The following is a 20,506-nucleotide window of genomic DNA, read 5'->3' as shown; positions in this document are numbered from 1 at the left end:
CTCAACCCAACCTACAACTTCTTACCTCTTTATCCCATTAGGAGATTCTCAATTATGCGACTAACTTGGATCGATCGCATTGGCGAATGGAACCCGCAGCTATTGCGGGAAGTGAAAGGTCGTCTTAAGGGACGGAATGTCGCGATCGCACTGATTATATCCTTAGTCGGTCAATTCCTGCTGTTCTTGTCTTGGTCAGGCGATCACCCTCGTCGCCACCTGAGTGAACTGGATATACAGCTTTGGTGGCAAGATCACTATCGCGACATGTTCATATCTCTCAGTTTGGTTGTTTTCTTTGCCCTCTTAGTTATTGGTAGTTACATGCTAATTGCTAACCTGGGTCATGAAGAACGACGCGGTACATTAAATTTCATCCGACTCAGCCCTCAGTCAACATCACAGTTTTGGCTAGGTAAACTGCTAGGCGTTCCCATTCTCCTTTATCTGGCAATTGCAATCGCTTTACCTTTCCATCTGTGGTCAGGTTTATCTGGCAAAATTCCCCTGGCAGAAATTATTAGTTTCTGGGTGATTCTCATCGCCAGTAGTGGGTTTTTCTTCAGTGCAGCGCTGTTATTTGGCTTGTTTGGTTCCTGGTTTAGTGGGTTCCAAGCGTGGTTAGGCAGTGGGGCAGTTTTTACATTTTTGTTGATGGCGAATGTTAAACCCATTAACAACAGTTCATTCGATTGGTTAAGTCTGTTTTCTCCATCAGTGTTATTTCCTTATCTTGTCGATGAAACTAATTCACTTTATACAAGTTTTCCCTTTCACTTAGGAAAAATTCAAGCGTGGCAATTTTTTAACCTGCCATTAGGAATGATGGGGTTTAGCATTGTTGTCTTGGCACTACTTAACTATGGTTTATGGACATACTGGATTGGACAAGCCTTTAATCGGCAGTTTCGGAATCCGGGTACAACGCTACTGAGTAAACGCCAAAGCTATTTACTCACAGCTTGCTGGATAACATTCACCCTAGGTTTTGCCCTGCAAGAGCCAACTTCAGGATATTCTTATCCGTTTCCTGATAACTTCTACATCGTACTGGGATTAAATCTGGTACTGTTTTTGGGGTTGATCGCTGCCCTATCTCCTCAGCGTCAAAGTTTACAGGATTGGGCGCGTTATCGACATCAAAATCGTTCCACTGTGAAGTCTTCGTTGATGGCAGATTTACTTTGGGGTGAAAAGAGTCCCGCTTTATTGACGATTGCGATGAATTGTATGATTGTGGCACTCCCATTAATCGGTTGGATTTGGCTAGCTTCAGTGGACATTGACTTGAAACTGCAAGTCTTTGCCAGTCTAATTCTCAGCCTGAGTATGATTTTAATCTATAGCGCGATCGCGCAGTTGATGCTGTTGATGAAAACGCCCAAGCGGGGAATCTGGGCAACTGGAATAGTTGTCGCAGCGATTGTTTTACCACCAACTGTGTTGAGTGTGTTATCGATTTTTCCCGGAACAAACTGGGGCGGGTTATGGCTATTTACAGCATTTCCTTGGGATTATGTGATGCGCCATGCATCTGTGGGATTGGTGTTGCAAGCCTTTCTGATTCAAGTGATTACCTTGGGTGGGTTGAATTGGCAGTTAAGGCGACAGTTGCGCCTAGCTGGAGAATCTGCCACGAAAGCGCTTTTGGCAGGGCGTTTACCTTTGTCTTCGATGTAAGCTCCTTAAGCCTAGAACTAAAGTTCTGGCTTAAAGCTAAAACCCGTTAAAACGGGTTCAAAGTGGGAGCATCCCCTTTTGGACAAAGCATTACCTAAAGTAACGCAATTGCAATGGTTTCAGCCCCATTCAAAGAGCCAACGCGCCAAATTGGGATGCTCCGTTCAAAGTTTTATCCAGTAAGCTCCATTCTTACTTGAGCTTAAAGATAAGAAATTTATTTCCTGGCGTCCAAGTTGACGAATTCTCCCACCCTATATTGCTTCTATCGCCGCTTCCAGTGCGATCGCGACATGAGTCCAATGGGTTCCCCCTTGACAAAATACAATATAAGGATCTCGCAGCGGTCCATCAGCAGAAAACTCCGAGGTACTCCCATCAATAAATGTGCCTCCCGCCATAACTAACTGACTCTCATATCCCGGCATTTGGGCAGGTACAGGATCGAGATAGGAACCAATGGGAGAATATTGCTGAATCGCCCGACAAAAGGCGATTAATTTCTCCGGTGAACCTAACTGAATTGCCTGAATAACATCCCGGCGAGGTGCCATGGGTTGAGGATTGACGGGATAGCCTAACTGATCAAAGATATAAGCGGTTAAATGCGTTCCCTTAATTGCCTCTCCCACCATTTGCGGGGCGAGAAAAAGTCCTTGAAATAATAACCGATTCTGTTCAAATGTCGCCCCACCCGAACTGCCAATTCCGGGGGCGGTTAAGCGACAGGTTGCGGCTTCGACTAACTCGGCTTTTCCGGCAATATATCCCCCAGCAGTGACAATTGTGCCACCCGGATTTTTAATCAACGATCCCGCTACTAAATCCACACCAACGGCTGGAGGTTCTTTGTCTTCAATAAACTCGCCGTAACAGTTATCGACAAAACAAATTGTATTCGGGTTTTGCTGTTTAACGCATTGGACAATTTTTTCGATATCCGCTATAGAGAGACTAGGACGCCAAGAATAACCACAAGACCGCTGAATTAAGACGAGGCGCGTCCGTTGTCCAATTGCTGTTTTTAACGCCTGCCAATCAATGGTTCCATCAGCGGTTAATTCTAACTGACGATAATCAATACCAAACTCCTGTAATGATCCTTGACCTTGACCCCGAACACCAATCACTTCTTCCAAGGTATCGTAAGGCGCACCCACCACAGATACCATCTCGTCACCAGGACGCAACACCCCAAACAAGCAACAGGCGATCGCATGAGTTCCAGAAACCAATTGAACTCGCACGGCTGCTGCTTCAGCACCCATAACTTCTGCAAATACTTGGTCTAAGGTTTGCCGACCTAAATCATCATGACCATAACCACTCACTCCAGCAAAGTGATGCACCCCAACGCGATAATTACGAAAAGCCGTCAGGACTTTTTTCAGATTTTGCTTGACGTTGATGTCAATCTCTTCAAAAATTGGGCGGAGTGCTTTAACAGCGTCTTGAAGCTGTTCTGAACTGTTGATTACCATAGAATTGTTTTTTTAGATCAAATCCATAAAATGCAACGTATTTTTGTCCAACTGGTTATCGTAACCAGTTTAACCTTAAGCCTCCTCCTGACTAGCATCGCTCCCGCTGAAGCAATGACGGTTAATTTTACTTGGCAAGGCAATCAGGGCTATTCGGCGACAGGAACCTTCAATTATGATGAAAAAACGGCTCCTGCTATACTATCAGAAAAAGGAGTGGGTACAACTCAAGCCTTAGAAAGCTTGACCGTTTCTTTTGCTGATCCATCGAATCACCCGATCAAAACTTACGATAATATTAACGATGGTGTATCAACGGGCAAGTATTTTCAGTTTAACTTTAATACGATGACTCAAGACTTTATCGGTTCAATTGATATTGGCGGTGAGTTACCCGGAGATATTTATCTAAAAGGAACAGTTGATAGCGACTTATCCTTGATTCAAGTTCTTGATTCAGGAGTGGAGGAAATAGTCGATAGTAATTCAGGGACAATTGTTGTCCAAATTCTACTGTAAATATTCCTCAAATCCGTACATATAGCGTTTTAATTTGAGTTGTGGAACTTACAGTGGACAAATGCAAAAGCCAACAGCAAAGATGCTCAATGTAGCGAGCAAGATGCAAAGCCTGCGGCATGGCTTCGCTAAACGCACTACGGCAAGGATTTCACCATTATTGACATTAAGGTTTAAATGCCGAACAGCTTATGACAAATGACGATCCCCACCATTAACTTTAAAATTCTCCACCTATAGAACCAAATCTTCAATCGCATCTGCCTCAGTTGGTAAAGCGGCGGTGAGAACTTCACTACCCTCCGGAGTGACTAAAACATCATTTTCAATCCGAATCCCACGCACATCAGCAAACTCAGCTAAACGATTCCAATTAACCACATCTTGATACTTGGCGCGTCGTTCTGGATCGTTTAAAATAGCTGGAACTTGATAGAATCCCGGTTCAATCGTCACTAGCATTCCCGGTTGTAATGGTCGATCCAATCGCAGAAATCCTAAACCAAAGCGATCGCTCCTGACTCGACCCTCTGCATATCCGGCTAAATCGCCTAAATCTTCCAGATCATGCACATCTAAGCCCAGCAAATGCCCAACGCCATGAGGAAAAAATAAAGCATGAGCATCTCGTTCCACTAAATCCGATACCTGTCCCCGCAGAATCCCCAAATCCACTAATCCTTGAGTCAGGGTGGCGGCGGCTAACAGATGAATGTCGCGATATTCGACACCGGGATGAATTTTCTCAATACAAGCGTTATGGGCGGCTAAAACAGTATCGTAAATATCGCGTTGCGTCGAAGAAAACGTTCCCGTTACAGGGAAAGTACGAGTCACATCAGCTGCCCATCCCCTCTCCGTTTCCGCCCCCACATCTGCCAACAGTAAATCTCCAGGTTGTAAAGGGTGGTGATACTGTTCATTGTGCAACACTTCACCGTGAACGGTGACAATACTGCCATACGCACAACTCATGTTGTGGGCAAGAATCATCCCTTCCATCGCCCCCCGGATTGTGGCTTCGTAGAGGCATTCTGTTGCCACATCTCTACCCCCGATTGCCTGCATTCCCGCTTTATGGGCAGCTACCGTCACAGCGGCGGCTTGGCGTAACTCGGATAATGCCTCCGCGTCGTGGCACAGGCGCAAGGATACAATCGCTTTGGCTAAGTCTCGGTCAATTCCTTCGGGGGCGTTAGCCCGGTTGACGCATCGATTTAACAGTTGTCCTTGCTGCTGATAAGTGGCGATATCTTGCACCGCCAACGTTGCAGCATCGGCTGTGCGTGAGGCTAATTCTGATAATGGAAATGCCGCATCAGCACCAATTTGTTGGGCAATCTCCTCTCGTTTGGGCATTTCGCCATGCCAAAGGGTACTGGCTGGCGAGGGTTCATCCAGAAACAGTTCCAACCTGCCATTGTTGAGATAAATAGCAGCACCTTCCAACGGTAAACCGGCAAAGTAGAGAAAATGACTACTGGCGCGAAATGGAAACGGATTTGCCGGGAAGTTGCGTGGACAAGATTGTCCCGCCCAGAGAATGACGGGAAAATCAATAAGCTGGGCGAGACGAACTCGGCGATCTCGCAGGATTGTAGCTAGGCTATCGTAGTTTGGCTGACTTTCCATTAACAGTGGTGTTAACCCATCACTGTATGATAACAAAACTGTTATATCTTAGACGTCCAACCTGTAACTTGGAGGTGAGAGCCTGCTACTTTTTTATCCTATGAGTCAAAACTGTTGGTGTATATAAGTAAAATTCGCATCTAAGATTATTCAGGATCATCATCAGCAGTGGTGTCTATCCCTTCCGCTTCATACCGTTTTTCTGCCTCCGTTTTTTCTTCGGCGGCGTCTTGATCAGCATCTATGACTGAATCGTTCTCAGTTGACTGATTTTCTTCTTGTGGCGTGGTTTCACTGATAGGTTTTACCAGTCCGCAGGAGGTCATCGTTAAACTACCCATCATCAGCAGTAAGCTTAATGAAGCGAGAGACATCCAAAGGGGTTTTCTCGTGTTGGGTTTTCCTGAAAACATGAGTCAGCCTTGAATTTTAGTCATCCATTTCGTTTTAAGGGACGCCAAAAAGACTCAAAAAGTTTCGTTGATCTCTTGTGTTTAGGTTAACTTATTTTTATTTTAAAATCGAAAAATCTATTTGAATCAAAGCGTAATTGATTGAGTGAATTTAGCTCTGTTCAAGACTTACGCTGCCACATATTTACAGCAGATTTCAGGTCGATGAGGTACAGCCTCAAGCAAGATCCCCGACTTCTGGGAGAAGTCGGGGATCTGTCTGTGTACCTAACTTACTTGTAACCTCTTCTCTTTCGGAGGGGAGAAGGGGAACCAGAACTATCCCTGACAGACTGGCTGATTTCAATCGATCACAATTGATCCTAACCTCGTGTCATTTTGATATGATCCATAATCTGTTGTTTTCTAGAATCGGAATTCATCGAAAAGCCTCGCTGAGGAATGGTGATCGAGCGCTTTATGTGTTCCATGATCCGCTGTTTCCGTTGGTCTGAGTTAGCCATGTTGAGTCCATTGAATGTTACTGTATATTAAGTCATTTTAATATATTAGTTAAGTAATGTGAACAATTCCCCAAAATTAATGGACGATCGCTCCGATTGGATTTACAGTTACCCGACACTAGAGACGGGGACGCTACTCAGACGCTACAAGCGGTTTTTTGCCGATATTGAGCTTACATCCGGGGAAACCATTGTCGCCCACTGTCCGAATACGGGTCCAATGACAGGGGTTTCCACCCCTGGAAGTTTAGTTCAGGTCTCCCGTAGTGATAACCCTAAGCGCAAATTAGCCTACACCTGGGAGATGATCCAAGTCAATGACACCCAACCAACTTGGGTGGGGATTAATACTGCCCTACCCAATCGGGTGATGAAGATCATCCTGGAACAAAGGCTGATTCCGGAATTAGCCAATCGCTACAGCCAAATTCGCCCCGAAGTGGTTTATGGCGCAAATCGGAAAAGTCGGGTCGATTTTTTACTGACGGGGGAGAATGAAGCGCCTCCCATTTATTTGGAAGTGAAAAATACGACTTGGGCGCAGGGAACCTTAGCCTTATTTCCCGACACCGTAACCACACGCGGACAAAAGCACCTACAAGAACTCCAGCAGTTACTCCCCCAAGCCAAGGCAATCATGCTTTATTTTATCAATCGGGGGGACTGCGATCGCTTTAGTCCGGGTGATAGTACTGATCCTGTTTACGGAAAACTTTTGCGAGAAGCGGTTCTCCAGGGACTTGAGGTATTACCCTGTCGTTTTGAGATTACTCCCCAAGGGATTCGCTATTTAGGATTAGCTGAGTTTGTTGTTGATTAGGGATTAGAGAATTACCCGCCTACGCCATTAGTTAAGCATAAATAATTTTATCGGGTCGCCCCCTGCAAGGGCTCATAATTATCTGACACCGCATACATCAGATGAGGGCGAGTCGAGATACCTGAATTCTCACGCCGCCTACGATATGCAGCGACTCGCCCCTACAACCTCGATAATCCCGATCATCCCGATAAATTAGCGGTTAGCGATATTCATGGCTTTCTCGATTGCTGGATCGGTATACTGCTCTTATTTACCTGCCCTTTGTATTGTCTTGTAACCAAACCGATAATTCCTCTAAATCGTTAAAATCTAAAATAGCATCACCTAGACTTTCTAATTCTTCAACAGACAAGTTTTGAATCTGATTAATGATTGCTGGCGGAATTGACCCAAACTGACGCTCCAGTAAACGTAATGTCCATCGGATTCCTTCTTCTACTCGTCCTTCTACTCGTCCCTCCTGCTTTGCCTTAACAATAAATCCCCGTTGATCTTCAAGGAATACCTCTCGCTTACGTATTTTTTCTAATTCCTCTACACTTAAATTCGCTTGGTTAGCAATATTCATGGCTTTCTCGAGTTCGGGAACCTGTCTAAACGTGAGTGGAATGACTTCCAAGCTGGGAGCGTCTTTAATAAAGTAAATCCATTTATCGGTTAAATTGTCTAACTGCTCAAGCTTTTTATTGAATTTGGTTAATTCGACAAAAATTAGTTCGATTTCCGGATCGGTATAGTCAAATAATTCCTGTTTTTCCTTTAAGCCAAAACGAGTCAGGAACCGCTGAGTCTGGTCAAAGAGCTGGAAATCCGTTATCGTTAAGGCGATCGCGGGTTTAAGATGGGAGTATCCTTCCCCATAGTTTAATTGGTTAGCATAGGTTTTCGTCAAGTTATAAATGACCCGCTTTTCAAAGGACGCCACGTTAAGCACTTGCATCTCAATCAACACCGTTGATCCATTATCCAGTACAGCTCTAACATCCAGATAGCTGTCTTTTAAATCGACAACATCCCCAGGATTATACGGGTCAATAATTTCTAAATCCTGAATCACTGGATTGGCATTATAGATTAAAGCGTTTAAAAAGCTAATCAAGATATCTTTGCTGTCCTTCGAGCCAAATATTTTTTTGAAGGCAAAATCAGTTTTTGGACTAATAAATTTCATGGTCATAATTTATCAAAAATTAAAATATTAAAAATATAAAAATATTTGTTTAGCATAATTGGCTTTTTGGGAAGACGTAGTCGATTACGTTGCTGGAACAGACGGTTCCAATTACACCGACAGGTATTCTCGAAACGAGTCTATATATTGATCATAGTTGAGACGAGCCTTCTCCCTAACATTGACAGGAATATCGCTGGGTTGGCAAAATTAAACGGAATGATGTTACGTTGTGTAAAGCCCCTCAAACCATGGCACTGAAATAAGCCTTTGGGGATCGCCGAAACCCTGGATATCACAGCATTGGGGGTCAAGTTAAACAGCATATTGACCATCTGATTCAGCAGGGAATTCTGATTCAGGTCTTGAGAGTTTAACGGTTTGGCAAAATGAACTTTTTCGTCCCCATTGGCTTCAACGGTAATGTGAGCTGATCACGCATGAGCCAAGACATCTGTAATAAATATGACTAAACTGAGAATTAAAAGACCCATTGACAATTTTCGCACCATGGGGATCGGGAGGATCAACTTGAGCAAGCATTTAACGCCATCTGTGGCAGGTTTAACCCTATTCGCCTTTTTTGCCGTAACCGCACCGCTTCCGGGAATGGCGCAAGTCCCGACATTTTCACCCATAGAACCAACGACGGTTACGAATCCACCACCAGATTTACCCTATACCCTCGGATCAGGCGATCGCGTGGGCGTAACCATCTTTGATGTTCCCGAATACAGTGGAGACTACCAGGTTTTAGTCGATGGTACCCTCAACTTACCCGTTGCTGGCAGTATCCCTGTGGAAGGATTAACCATTAATGCGGCTAGTGAACGGATTTCTCAGCGATACGCTCCCTATGTCAGACGCCCTCTAGTTACCCTCACCCTGATTGATGCTCGCCCCCTAAAAATTGCCGTCGCCGGGGAAGTCAATCGTCCAGGTTCCTACAGCGTCACCCTGAACGAAGGGCAACAATTTCCCACCGTGACTCAAGTGGTTCAGCTTGCTGGTGGAATTAGTCGCTCGGCTGATGTGCGAAATGTGCAAATCCGCCGTCTGACGAATTCAGATACCCGACAAACTTATACGGTTAATCTCTGGGACTTATTACAAAATAGCAATCTATCCCAAGACGTGACGTTGAGAGATGGTGATGAAATCTTTATCCCTACCACTACCGGAATTGACCCCCTAGAAAGCCGTCAACTGGCAACCGCGAGTTTTTCGCCAGAGGCGGTTAAGCCAATTAAAGTTGCCGTCGTCGGGGAAGTGGTGCGTCCGGGTCCTTATACGGTAACAGCCGCTACATCGGGAGCGGCTACGGCTGATCAGGCGGGTAGCGGCGGTGGTAATAATACAGAACCACCAACGGTAACTCAAGCAATTCAAGTGGCGGGAGGTATTACTCAATCTGCCGATATTCGCAACGTTGAAGTGCGACGCACCACCAGAGATGGTACTGAGCAAGTGATCGTCGTCAATCTTTGGGAACTCCTACAAGAAGGGAATCTTTCCGAAGATGTGATTTTACAACAGGGAGACACGATTCGAGTTCCTGAAGCCGAAACCCTGACTGCTTTAGAAGCGACGGAATTAGCATCAGCTAGCTTCTCGGCGGCAATTATCAATGTCAATGTAGTGGGAGAAGTCGAGAAACCAGGTACAGTATCCATCCCTGCTAACGCTCCCTTAAATCAAGCCTTGCTCGCATCTGGCGGATTTGATAATCGCCGCGCCCGTAAGAGTTCTGTGGAGTTGGTTCGTCTCCAACCCAATGGTACTGTTAAAAAACGGGAAATCGAGGTGGATTTTACTGCCGATGTTAACGATGAAAGCAATCCGCCATTGCGCCCCAATGATGTGATTATCGTCAGACGTTCCGGTTTGACCCGAGTCACGGATACCTTGGGTACAATTGTCAGTCCTATTGGCAGCGTGTTCTCTGTGTTTAGATTTTTTGGATTCTAGAGCGTCGGCTGGCGTAATAGCCGTTAGTAGAGACGTTGCATGCAACGTCTCTACAGAAAAGAGGGATATTGTCGCTTGTGTTACCGTTTTTGAGGAATTTCAGTCGATAATTTGATGCCTGAATCAGTATTATCAGTATTGTAGGAGAGAGAGGGAATCAAGGGTTGATTGTTGATGGCTGATTCCCTACTCCGATCAAATTTGTAAATTTCAGCGGTATTCGTGACGATTTTGAGCCAACCTGATACACAATTAAACAAGGTAAAATGATTTTTTGACGAACGCGCTCAATCCACGCAGAAGGAGTAGGGGGAAGATGGAGATCGGTCAGATTCAACAACCATTATCACCCAACGGCAACGGGAAACAGCCACAGTATTCACCACCGATGGTTTACCGGACTCCACCTCCGGAACCTGAACCGGATGAATGGACATTGCGACAGTTGGTCAACGTGATTCGGCGTCGGGCGTTAGTGATTGCTGGAGTCGCGATCGCAGTGACCTCGGGGATCAGTTTTTGGACGTTGAATCAGACACCGAAGTATGAGAGCAAGTTTCAACTGTTGGTCGAACCCGTAACGGAGGAAGGAGACTTAGACAAACTCACAGACGTGGTGGGTGGCGGTGATGGACGGAATTCCACACTGGATTATGATACCCAGATTCAGGTGTTACGCAGTCCTCAGCTAATGGAGGCTATTGTCCAAGAGATCCATAAGCATTATCCTGAGGTCGGTTACGAGTCCTTAATGAGTCAGCTAATTGTCAGCCGACTGGGGGACACCAAGATTCTGGAAGGGCGTTATCGGGATACTGAGCCGGAAAGAGTACGGCGGGTTTTACATGAAGTTGCTAGAGGCTATCTACGCTACTCCCTGCAAGAGCGACAACTGAACCTGAAACAGGGAATTCAGTTTGTGGATGACCAATTACCTGTGCTGCGCGATCGCGTGAATAAACTGCAAGGACAATTGCAAGCCTTTCGCCAACAGCATAACCTCCTCGACCCGGAAATCCAAGCCCAAGAGTTATCCGAACGGGTGAGTGCGATCGAACAGCAGCAGTTGCAAACTCAGGTTGAGTATCAAGAAACGCGATCGCTTTATAACACGCTCTTACAACAGTTGGGATTATCACCTCAGCAAGCCATTGCTACTGTAACCCTCAGTGAAGCCCCTCGCTACCAACAGTTACTCAACCAACTCGCGGAACTTGAATCCCAGATCGCCCTCGAATCGGCGCGGTTTACGCCACAAAGTCCCACGATGCAAGCCTTGCGCCAGAAACGGGATAATCTCTTACCCTTACTCAACCAAGAATCCCAAAACGTATTGGGCGCAAGCCTGACCGAGGCTGGGGTTTCCAGTGCTTCCCCCAATTCGATTCGCACAAACTTGACCCAGCAACTGGTGCAAGCGACTAATCAACTGCAAGTCTTGCAAGTCAAACAAAGTGCGATCGCGCGATCGGCTCAAATGCTCAACCTCCAGGTCAAACAAATTCCCGTCATCGCCCGCCGCTACACAGACTTACAGCGAGAACTCCAAGTCGCCACCGATAGCTTAAATCGCTTTCTGGCGGTGCGGGAAAATCTGGAAATTGAAGCCGCCCAGAAAGCCTTACCCTGGCAGATTATCGTCAAACCGCAAGTTCCAGAAATCCCCGTGTGGCCCAATACCCAGCGCAATATCACATTAGGTGCGATCGCGGGATTATTGTTAGGCATGGGCGTGGCGTTGCTGATCGAACGGTTGGATAATGTCTTCCATTCTCCCGATGAACTTAAAGACTTAACCAAACTTCCCCTACTGGGCATTATCCCCTACCAAAAACAACTCAAACAACAGATGATGTCTACGGCAAACTTAACCCAGGTGGCATCAGCTTCCCCTTCCGCCAATGGTGAAAAATCTCGCCGCTCATCCCGCAGCTACAATGCTTCTCCCTTCTTAGAATCATTCCGTTCGCTACAGACGAATATTCGGTTTCTGGGTAGCGATACCCCCGTTCACTCCATTATTATTAGTTCAGCTACCCCCTCAGAAGGAAAATCTACTGTTTCCGTCCACCTCGCCCAAGCCGCCGCCGCCATGGGTCAACGAGTGTTGCTGGTGGATGCGGACTTACGACGCCCTCAAGTTCATCACTATTTAAACCTAGACAACCAAGTGGGCTTAAGTAACGTCATTGCCACTGGATTAACGGCGAAACAAGCAATCCAACGCCTACCGATGTGGGATCGGTTGTATGTTCTCACCGCCGGACAAGTCCCCCCTGATCCCAGTCGGCTGCTGTGTTCCAAGAAGATGCAACATTTGATGGAACAATTTCATGCGGTTTTTGACCTAGTGATTTACGATACACCACCTGTATTAGGACTAGCAGATGGTCGTCTCTTGGCGGCTCACGCTGATGGTGTGATGATGGTAGTGGGCTTGGGTAAGAGCGATCGCTCGGCATTAATGCAAGCCCTAGATAGTATGAGAATTTCTAACGCTACCGTGTTAGGAGTGGTTGCCAACGGCGTTAAAGGGTATACCACCCGATCTTACTATTACTATCACAATCACTATGGAACCGAATCCGATATTCTCAAAGCCAAACAGCTCTTGATGAAACGGATGGAAGAAAACATCCAGCCGGATGACGAAAACCAGAAGGATAACCAATGAAAAAGGTTTAACGTTCACTGCGTTCGTCAGGAATGGCGTCTGTGTCTGACTTTTCACGCCATCTAGAAAAATCTATATCAGATCTAACCTGAAGTTCCCCCAACCAAAAAATCAAAACTGCCTCACCGTGCGGCTTTCCGCGATTTTTTAGCCGCCCTACATGGGTACAATCGCTGAAACCCTGATGTGGCGTTGGTTTCAGCCGATCTCTTTTCATATTGCAAAAATACCGCGTTGGCGGAGCCTGTTCCGAAGGAACGTATCGCGGTATTTTTGCAAGGGCTACATGGGTACGATTTTGGAGGGGGTTGAGCGTTCAAACCATTACGGTATAAGGCTTTAGCCTGGGTGCAGTACATCTGTATGGGGGGAACTTCAGTCTAACCCCCCAGCCCCCTTCCCAACCCGCCTCGGTTCTCCCCTGCGAGGGGGGAGGACAAAAGATGTTTCACTTTTTTTTGCATGGGGGATGACAAAGGATGCTTTGCTTTTTTGGCACGGAAGGGGGAGAATTCAAAGCCTCTCCAAATAAAAAAATATATTCCGCTTCCCTCTCCTTGTAGGAGAGGGCTAGGGAGAGGTTCGGAGAGAGGTTTGGAGAGAGGTTTTCCAGATCCCGTGAAAATTAAGGTCTGTGTAGGGGTGGGTTTGACACTATCGTTTATTCCCTCATCCAAATACGGCTAAACCCGCCCCGATTGTTCCAAACGTAACAGTCTACATCTGGAACATTGTTTAGACGGACTTGATATAAAAACAAAGCGCTCTCGCTAATCGCAGAATCTTCGTGATTACTGGGGGGTGAAACCGCTGCCTGTTGCCTGTTCCTTGTTGCCTCTTATTCAACAGCCCCTAAATATTGTAATAAGACCGATACCACTGAACAAAACGTTCCACACCCACTTCAATCGGCGTATTCGGTCTAAATCCCACATCTTGCATCAAATCATCCACATCCGCATAAGTAATTGGCACATCTCCCGGTTGCATAGGTAGCATATTTTTCACCGCCGTTTTGCCCAAACATTGTTCTAGGGTTTCGATGAGTTGTAGCAATTCAATCGGTTGATTATTGCCAATGTTGTAGAGTTTGTAAGGTGCAGAACTTCTCGAACCAGGCGAAGCGTTTCCTGATGCTTCCGGCGGCGGAATCTTACCCATGACTCGCACCACACCCTCGACAACATCATCAACGTAGGTAAAATCCCGTTGCATCCGACCATAATTAAACACATTAATCGGCTGTTCAGCGAGGATAGCTTTGGTAAATAGAAAGAGTGCCATATCGGGACGATACCACGAACCGTAGACAGTGAAGAAGCGCAAGCCTGTTGTCGGGATGTTGTACAAATGACTATAGGCATGAGCCATTAATTCATTGGCTTTCTTGGTAGCCGCATAAAGGCTAACCGGAGAATCGACATTATCCTGTACTGAAAACGGCACTTTCGTATTCGCGCCGTACACCGAACTCGATGAAGCAAACACCAGATGCTTAATATCGGAATGGCGACACCCTTCCAGGATATTGGTGAAACCCACCAGGTTACTATCCACATAAGCGTAGGGATTTTTCAGGGAATAGCGAACCCCCGCCTGCGCCGCCAGATGGACAACACACTCGAAAGATTCTTGGGCAAATACTTGGGCAATCCCCTCTCTATCGGCTAGGTCGAGTTTATAAAAGCGAAACCCCGGTTGGTTCTCCAGTTGCTTGAGTCGGGCTTGTTTGAGGGAGACATCATAGTAAGCATTCAGGTTATCCAGTCCAATCACGGTATCACCCTGGGCAAGTAACCGTTGACTGAGGTGGTATCCGATGAAGCCGGCTGCACCTGTAACTAAAACATTGACCACACTTGAATTCCTCTTGTAAACGTCGGGATTGGTTAGACTGATATACCTCGTCCAATGGGAAAGTTATTCGCGATACGCTGACAATACTATACTCGGCAACGATTAATGTTTAAATTCTGGGAAGTATCACGCAAATGACCAACAATATGATATCTAACCACTCCATTCCAACCAATGCAGTGGAGCACAACCAAACCCACTGGAAGAAAGTCAGCGTTCAAATTGTGGTAGTAACTGCATTTCTCAGTTTGGGGTTTCTGCTGGATGGCAATATGGGTATCAACAACGAGGTAGATATCTTACCCTTTGCGAGACAGTATGCTGAACCAACTTGGATTCCCGGAGACTGGTATCTCAATCAGCCCCCGGGTTATCGGATACCATTCCTGGCGTTGTTTGGCTCAATGGCAGCGGCTTGGGGGTTTTTAGCCACGTCTTTAATCGGACGACTGTTGTGTTACACCTTGATGGCTTCAGGGTTAGTCTTTCTGGGTCGAAAGCTGGGGTTGAGTTTGCCCTTGCTGCTGCTAGCGGTTGGTTTGTTTCTGTATGTAGATTACCGTCAAGGTATAGTTGCCCGTGAATGGTTGGTGGGAGGAATTGAACCGAAAGTTGTAGCTTATGGTCTATTGCTGTTCGCGATTGGGCTAATGTTAACGGGTCGCTATCGCGTGATGGCACTCTTGCTAGGGCTAGCCACATCATTTCACACTCTTGTCGGGGGGTGGGCGTTTTTGGTGATAGGAGGATGGTTGCTACTCAGACGTCGCCGCCATTTTGGGAATATCCGGTATCTGGGTTCGGTTGTAGGGATTTACCTAATAGCTAGCGCGCTATCGATTTACACGGTTGTGGAACATTTATGGACTCCTAGTCCCAGAGGCGCTGTAGAACCGTCCTATGTTTACGTATTTATCCGTTCTCCTCACCACCTAAATCCTCTTGATTGGTCTTCACAGTGGTGGATAAAACCTGTTGTTTACTTACTAGTGTTGGCGCTGAGTGTGGGAATACTTTGGCGCAAGCGACAGTCTGAGGAACATGCGGTGCGGATGGGGCTGGCAGAGTTCACACTGCTGACGTTGATACCCTTTGGCTTAGGACTTGCGATCGCGCCGTTTGATGCTCAGGGTACGTTCTTACAATATTACCCGTTTCGGCTGGGGGATGTGATGCTCCCCCTAACTACTTGTCTGCTGTTTGCCTGCGCCCTGGAGCAAAGCTTTATCGGTAAAGCACGACCCATTTTGTTATTTGTTTGTATTGTGCTATTGAGTGGGGCTTGTACTGTTCAGGCTGTACAATTTCACCAAGCTTTAGTTGCACCATCTGAGTTTCCCAGTGAACAACAGGAGATAGAGCCGGAAGGCAAAGCTATAAGTGATTGGATTCGCACTAACACACCGGATGATGCGCTGATTGTTACACCCCCCGCAGAACTTACCCCTTTTACTTGGGTAGCAGAACGCCCCACTGTCGCCAAATTTAAGTTTATCCCCCCAACCAAGGTGGGAGTGCTGGACTGGTATGAACGTCTTACTGACTTGAGTGGTACTCTCAACCCTTGGCCCCAACCAGGTGAACGAGTCACATTCAGTAAGATGGAGCAGGCGCTGATTGCGGGGTATAACAGCTTAACGACTGACCAAGCCCAGGCTTTGATGAATAAGATGACGCTGATTATCTGCTGACAAGTACCACTCACCATCTAGATTTTGCGATCGCGTATCAAAATTCGCGCTATATTCTCTATGCTAGGTCTTCAGATAGGGAATAGGCAATAGGCAATAGTACAGAATGTCTTAACCTGCCTTTGTAAGGCTATAACGGTTTAATTTTAGGCAATGGTTCATGTCGATTTTCCTTGGTTTTTCTGATAACTGATGCAGGGCGACCCGATAAGGTTTATGGGTGAATTGTGTTCATTTTTGCAGCGGGTCGCCCCTACAGTTCAATTGATATCAATAGAATTGATGGGGTATGCCAAATGTGGCAGAAAATAGTCGGACATTGCTTTACACATAAGACATAAGACTAATGAACCATGAACCATGAACAATCAACATAAGACAAATGACGAATGACGATAAGAGCCGTTAACTTGAAGTTTTCCCACCTACTTACTGGCAAAGTCTCTCGCACTCAGCAGGTGTTTTGGTTGAGTTTGAGCTTGACTTTTGCGGCTATTTATGCATATCCAGCACTGCAAGAGGCGTTGAGTCATGATTATATTGTGCAGGATGATGCGCGGCAGCATGTCTTTTGGATGCGTCGGTTTCTTGACTCACAGGTGTTTCCTGGGGATTTGATTGCCGATTATTTTCAATCAGTTGCACCTTGGGGATATGCAACATTTTATCACCTCTTTGCCACGGTAGGAATTGATCCGATTGTTTTAAGTAAGATTTTACCCTTAGGGTTGGGATTGGTGGCTACTGCCTACTGTTTTGGCATTACTCTGCAACTTTTGCCTGTACCCGTGGCGGGATTTATCGCGTCGTTGCTGTTGAATCAAAATCTCTGGATGAGAGATGATTTGGTATCGGCTACACCTGTTGCCTTTGTCTATCCGCTATTTCTCGCTTTTTTGTATTATCGGTTGCGACGGTTGTTACTACCAACTCTTGTCGCGATCGCGCTTTTGGGGGTATTTTATCCTCAGTGTGTCTTTATTGTGGCTGGATTATTGATTGTTCAGCTAGGGCGGTGGGAACAGGGGCGGTTTCGTTTATCTCCAGTGCGCTCAGATTATTGGTTCTGTGGGTGGGGATTAGGAGTCGCATTTTTGGTTCTCTTCCCCTATTTAAACCCATCGGAATTTGGTTCTGTAATTACGGTAACACAAGCGAGGAGATTATCGGCTTTTTCGGCGGAAGGATGGTCAAGTTTTTTTAATGATGACCCCTGGAATTATTGGGTTTGTGGTAAACGCAGTGGTATGTTGCCAACGGAATGGTGTCGGTTGATGGCAAAGTATTCGATTCTTTTAGTACCGCCACAGGTTTGGGTGAGTTTTTCGTTGCCGTTTTTGTTGAACTATCCCTCGCGGTTTCCTTTAGTTAAACGGGTGAGTGGGGGGATTAGGCTGTTACCTCAGATGCTGCTGGTATCGATGGGTATGTTTGTCGCGGCTCATTTGTTTCTATTTAAGTTACATCTTCCTAATCGTTATACAGAACATAGTTTGCGGATTGTGGTGGCGTTGGCGGCGGCTGTGGCGCTGACTCTTTTGTTAGATGCGGGTTTACGGGTGGCTCAAACGAAAGGAAAACCGCTTTTGGGGGTTGGATTTACGGGGGGTTTGATGGCTATTCTTTTGGGTTATCCCAGTCTTTTGCAAGCCAATGATTATCCGTTTCCGATACGTCGTTATACGGTGGGAACTATGCCAGAACTTTATGAGTTTATGCAACAACAACCGAAAAATACACTGATTGCTTCGTTGACGGAGGAAGCGAATAGTTTACCGACGTTTGCCCAGCGCTCGATTTTAGTGGGGGGAGAGGGATATGCGTTACCTTATCATTTGGATTATTACGATGAAATGTATCAACGGACGGTTGATTTGATTGAGGCTCAGTATAGTTTAGATAAGGGAGTGGTGCAAGATTTTATTCGGCGGTATGGGGTGGATTTATGGTTAGTGGAACGGGGGGCGTTTACGCTGGAGTATGTGATGGGTAATCGTTGGATTCAAGAGTATGAGGCGGCGGCGACGGGGGCGAGGTTGAGTTTGCAAGGAGGAGGGGTTCCGGTTTTGGCGGCAAGGATGGAACGATGTCGGGTGTTTGAGAGGGAGGGGTTGGTTGTTTTGTCGGCGGATTGTTTGGGGGATTAGTTATTAGTATTTTGTTGGGTTAAGTCTGTTGTCTCATGATTTTATTTTTAACGCAGAGGAACGCAGAGGGAAGCGCAGAGGGGCGCAGAGGTTTTTGCGGTATGTTAATAGGGCGAGTCGCGGTTTTGGGGAGGAGGATGTTCTCAATGAAAATGGTATGTTTTGGTTTAGGAGCGGGTTTTATAGCCGTATTAAGGCAGGTTAGGACATTCGTTACTGTTAACTGTTCACTGTTAACTGTTCACTGACAAATGACAAATAAGGTATCCCGTTCTCAGATTATCGTTTGGTTAAGTCTCAGTTTGACATTTTCTGTGGTTTATAGTCTTTTGGCACTTCAGCAGGCGTTTAGTAGTGACTATTTGGTGGATAGTGATGCCAGACAACATGTATTCTGGATGCAACGGTTTTTAGAGCCAGGGCTATTCGGCGATGATTTAATTGCCGATTATCATCAGTCGGTTGCGCCAGTTGGATATGCAACGCTGTATCAGATTATGGCAGGTTTTGGGATTCATCCCTTGGTATTTAATAAGCTGGTGCCGACTATTTTGGGGTTGATTACTACGGGTTACTGTTTTGGTATTGGTTTGGAATTGTTACCTGTGCCAATTGCTGGATTTACGGCATCTCTACTGCTGAATCAAAATCTTTGGACAACCTATACTCTAATTTCGGGTACGCCGAGAGCGTTTGTTTATCCAATTGTGTTGGCGTTTTTGTACTATGTGTTGCGGCGTTCACTATTTCCTTGTCTGGGTGCGATCGCGCTTTTGGGGGTATTCTATCCTCAGTATGTGTTGATCTGTGCGGGAATCATGCTTTTACAGATGGGAGACTGGCAAGGGGGGCGATGGCGGCTTTCGGGGAATCGCTGGGATTATTGGTTGGGCGGGTTGGGATTGGCGGTGGCGATTCTGGTACTGCTACCCTACGCTTTACAGTCTAATGAATTTGGACCTGCGATCGCGGCGTCTGTGGCGAGAGGGTTACCGGAATTTATGCCGGAGGGGAGAACCCCTTTTTTTGATGAGAATCCTTGGGAGTTTTGGCTGTTTGGTAAGCGTAGTAGTTTTTTGGGCGGATTGTCTCTACCGCCGTTACTGTATCTGGGGTTGCTACTTCCGCTGCTGTGGCGCTATCCTTCCCGCTTCCGGTTGGTGAAACAGGTGAGGAGGGGTGTGGCGATTTTACCTCAGATGGTGATAACGGCGGGTGTGACGTTTATTCTCGCCCACATCTTCTTGTTTAGGCTGCATCTGCCGATTCGGTATACTACCCATAGCCTGCGAATCGTCATGGCATTGGCGAGTGCGATCGCGTTTGTGGTAGTCGTAGATGCATTGGTTTATTGGGCAAGGGTTACCTCTCACCGCTTTAGACGATACTTCGCCTGGGCAGTTACAGCAGTTTTGGGGATGATACTGATTTTCTATCCCTGTTTTGTGAGTTTCCCGTTTACCCGATATAAACAAGGTCAATATCCTAGTTTATACGAATTTTTGGCTCAACAACCGCAGCCGAGTCTGATTGCTTCCCTTGATGAAGAAGCTAATAATTTGCCGACGTTTTCCCAGCAGCCGGTTTTAGTCAGTGAAATGTATGCGATTCCCTATCATGTCGGTTACTACAATCAGATTCGTCAACGAACAGTTGATTTAATTCGCGCTCAGTATAGTCCAGAATTAACTGATGTGCGACAGTTTATTAAAACTTATGGAGTAGATTTTTTGTTGTTGAATCGTAGAGCGTTTACACCTGAATATATTAGGGGGAATAATTGGCTGATGCAGTTTTCCGTATCAAGAGAAGCCGTGGCAACTCTTGAGCAAGGAACTCTACCAGTCTTGTCTGGTTTTCTGGATAAATGCTCGGTGTTTGAAACGAAAAACTTGGTTGTTTTACAAACAAAATGTATAGTTAAATCTACTCAAAAATAGCAGGCAT

13 protein-coding genes are annotated in these 20,506 nt (G+C 46.1%); 8 read left to right on the top strand and 5 right to left on the bottom strand.

All coding sequences use genetic code 11. From position 1 onward, the window contains the following. The first annotated feature begins 54 nt into the window (after positions 1-54). Positions 55-1,680, top strand: a complete 1,626-nt coding sequence (locus RID53_RS28755) for an ABC transporter permease (RefSeq protein WP_446391353.1) — start codon at positions 55-57, stop codon at positions 1,678-1,680. Positions 1,681-1,934: 254 nt separating this feature from the next. Here the strand turns inward: RID53_RS28755 and RID53_RS28750 are convergent, their stop codons facing one another. Next, positions 1,935-3,161, bottom strand: a complete 1,227-nt coding sequence (locus RID53_RS28750; protein WP_446391352.1) for a methionine gamma-lyase family protein — start codon at positions 3,159-3,161, stop codon at positions 1,935-1,937. A gap of 30 nt (positions 3,162-3,191) precedes the next feature. Between RID53_RS28750 and RID53_RS28745 the strand changes: the two genes are divergently transcribed. Then, entirely contained in the window at positions 3,192-3,680 is a 489-nt protein-coding gene (locus RID53_RS28745; RefSeq protein WP_446391351.1) for a hypothetical protein, read from the top strand. 234 nt (positions 3,681-3,914) lie between these two features. Here the strand turns inward: RID53_RS28745 and RID53_RS28740 are convergent, their stop codons facing one another. Further along, positions 3,915-5,312, bottom strand: a complete 1,398-nt coding sequence (locus tag RID53_RS28740) for an aminopeptidase P family protein (RefSeq protein WP_446391376.1) — start codon at positions 5,310-5,312, stop codon at positions 3,915-3,917. Between the two features lie 146 nt (positions 5,313-5,458). Then, complete coding sequence (locus RID53_RS28735) at positions 5,459-5,686, bottom strand: hypothetical protein (protein WP_446391350.1); 228 nt, start codon at positions 5,684-5,686, stop codon at positions 5,459-5,461. Between the two features lie 621 nt (positions 5,687-6,307). Here RID53_RS28735 and sfsA point away from each other — a divergent pair. After that, the gene (gene sfsA / locus RID53_RS28730) at positions 6,308-7,048 is read left to right on the top strand and encodes a DNA/RNA nuclease SfsA (RefSeq protein ID WP_446391375.1); all 741 of its coding nucleotides are present in this window, start codon (positions 6,308-6,310) and stop codon (positions 7,046-7,048) included. Positions 7,049-7,301: 253 nt separating this feature from the next. On the opposite strand, the gene RID53_RS28725 is transcribed toward sfsA, so the two are convergent. Next, entirely contained in the window at positions 7,302-8,222 is a 921-nt protein-coding gene (locus RID53_RS28725; protein WP_446391374.1) for an Rpn family recombination-promoting nuclease/putative transposase, read from the bottom strand. A 531-nt stretch (positions 8,223-8,753) separates the two neighbouring features. Between RID53_RS28725 and RID53_RS28720 the strand changes: the two genes are divergently transcribed. Both RID53_RS28720 and RID53_RS28715 read left to right on the top strand, forming a co-directional pair. Continuing rightward, entirely contained in the window at positions 8,754-10,190 is a 1,437-nt protein-coding gene (locus tag RID53_RS28720; protein ID WP_446391349.1) for a polysaccharide biosynthesis/export family protein, read from the top strand. A 316-nt stretch (positions 10,191-10,506) separates the two neighbouring features. Beyond that, the gene (locus RID53_RS28715) at positions 10,507-12,864 is read left to right on the top strand and encodes a GumC family protein (RefSeq protein WP_446391348.1); all 2,358 of its coding nucleotides are present in this window, start codon (positions 10,507-10,509) and stop codon (positions 12,862-12,864) included. A gap of 852 nt (positions 12,865-13,716) precedes the next feature. Here RID53_RS28715 and RID53_RS28710 read toward each other — a convergent pair. Further along, on the bottom strand, positions 13,717-14,721 hold the full coding sequence (locus RID53_RS28710; RefSeq protein WP_446391347.1) for an NAD-dependent epimerase: 1,005 nt from the start codon (positions 14,719-14,721) through the stop codon (positions 13,717-13,719). 179 nt (positions 14,722-14,900) lie between these two features. Here RID53_RS28710 and RID53_RS28705 point away from each other — a divergent pair, with 179 nt between their 5' ends. The 3 genes from RID53_RS28705 (at position 14,901) to RID53_RS28695 (ending at position 20,499) form a co-directional block, all read left to right on the top strand. Next, positions 14,901-16,412 (top strand): DUF6798 domain-containing protein, encoded by a 1,512-nt coding sequence (locus RID53_RS28705; protein WP_446391346.1) that lies wholly within the window; start codon positions 14,901-14,903, stop codon positions 16,410-16,412. A gap of 389 nt (positions 16,413-16,801) precedes the next feature. Beyond that, on the top strand, positions 16,802-18,559 hold the full coding sequence (locus RID53_RS28700) for a hypothetical protein (protein WP_446391345.1): 1,758 nt from the start codon (positions 16,802-16,804) through the stop codon (positions 18,557-18,559). A 251-nt stretch (positions 18,560-18,810) separates the two neighbouring features. Further along, the gene (locus tag RID53_RS28695; protein WP_446391344.1) at positions 18,811-20,499 is read left to right on the top strand and encodes a hypothetical protein; all 1,689 of its coding nucleotides are present in this window, start codon (positions 18,811-18,813) and stop codon (positions 20,497-20,499) included. The last annotated feature ends 7 nt before the right edge of the window (positions 20,500-20,506 follow it).

The sequence above is a fragment of the Coleofasciculus sp. B1-GNL1-01 genome (assembly GCF_040220235.1).
Classification (GTDB): Bacteria; Cyanobacteriota; Cyanobacteriia; order Cyanobacteriales; family Coleofasciculaceae; genus Coleofasciculus.
The sequence above is the reverse complement of the archived record's forward strand: the minus strand, read 5'-3'. Positions and strand labels throughout refer to the sequence as shown.